General features: G+C 64.3%; 1 protein-coding gene. It reads right to left on the bottom strand.

What is annotated here, in order from left to right:
• Positions 1–7 precede the first annotated feature (7 nt).
• A partial coding sequence (locus tag BHE01S_RS35835) for an FAD-binding protein (protein ID WP_042273263.1) occupies positions 8–981 on the bottom strand: 974 nt, incomplete at its 5' end.

Raw genomic sequence — 981 nt, forward strand, 5'->3', positions numbered from 1 at the left:
GTGTGCCTTAGAACGTACGCGCCTTCGGCGGCACGGACTCGACGGTCAGCGGTTGCATGTGGACCGGCTTGTAATCGAGCCGGTCGCCTTCGCTGAACCAGAGCGAATGGCGCAGCCAGTTTTCGTCGTCGCGGTGTTCGTAGTCGCTCTGTGCGTGCGCCCCGCGGCTTTCCTTACGGGCTTCAGCCGAAACCATCGTGGCGCGCGCAACTTCGATCAGGTTCGCCACTTCGAGCGCTTCCACGCGCGCCGTGTTGAACACCTTCGACTTGTCCTTCAGGTGGATGTGCTTCGCGCGCTCGGCGATCTGCGCGATGTCCCTCACGCCGTCTGCCAGCAGCTTCGACGTGCGGAACACGCCTGCGTGCTTCTGCATCGAGCCGCGGATGTCGTTCGCGACGCTTTGCGCGTACTCGCCCGAGGTCGACTTGTCGAGCTCGGCGAGGCGCGAGAGTGCGAAGTCGGCGGCGTCGGCCGGCAGCGGCTTGTGGTCGCGCAGTTCCTTCACGTGCTTGACGATGTGGTTGCCGGCCGCACGGCCGAACACCACGAGGTCGAGCAGCGAGTTCGTGCCGAGGCGGTTCGCGCCGTGCACCGAGACGCACGAGCATTCGCCCACGGCGTAGAAGCCGTTCACGACTTCTTCGTGACCCTTCGGCGTGCCGACGACCTGGCCATTGATGTTCGTCGGAATGCCGCCCATCTGGTAGTGGATGGTCGGCACAACCGGGATCGGTTCCTTGATACAGTCGACGTTCGCGAACTTGAGCGCGATTTCGCGGATCGACGGCAGACGCTTCATGATCGTCTCGGCGCCGATGTGCGAGAGGTCGAGCAGCACGTGGTCCTTGTGCGGACCCACGCCGCGGCCTTCCTTGATTTCCTGGTCCATCGAGCGCGAAACGAAGTCGCGCGGCGCCAGGTCCTTCAGGGTCGGCGCGTAACGCTCCATGAAGCGCTCGCCGTTCGAGTTACGCAGGA

Source organism: Paraburkholderia heleia NBRC 101817 (genome assembly GCF_000739775.1).
Lineage (GTDB): Bacteria > Pseudomonadota > Gammaproteobacteria > Burkholderiales > Burkholderiaceae > Paraburkholderia > Paraburkholderia heleia.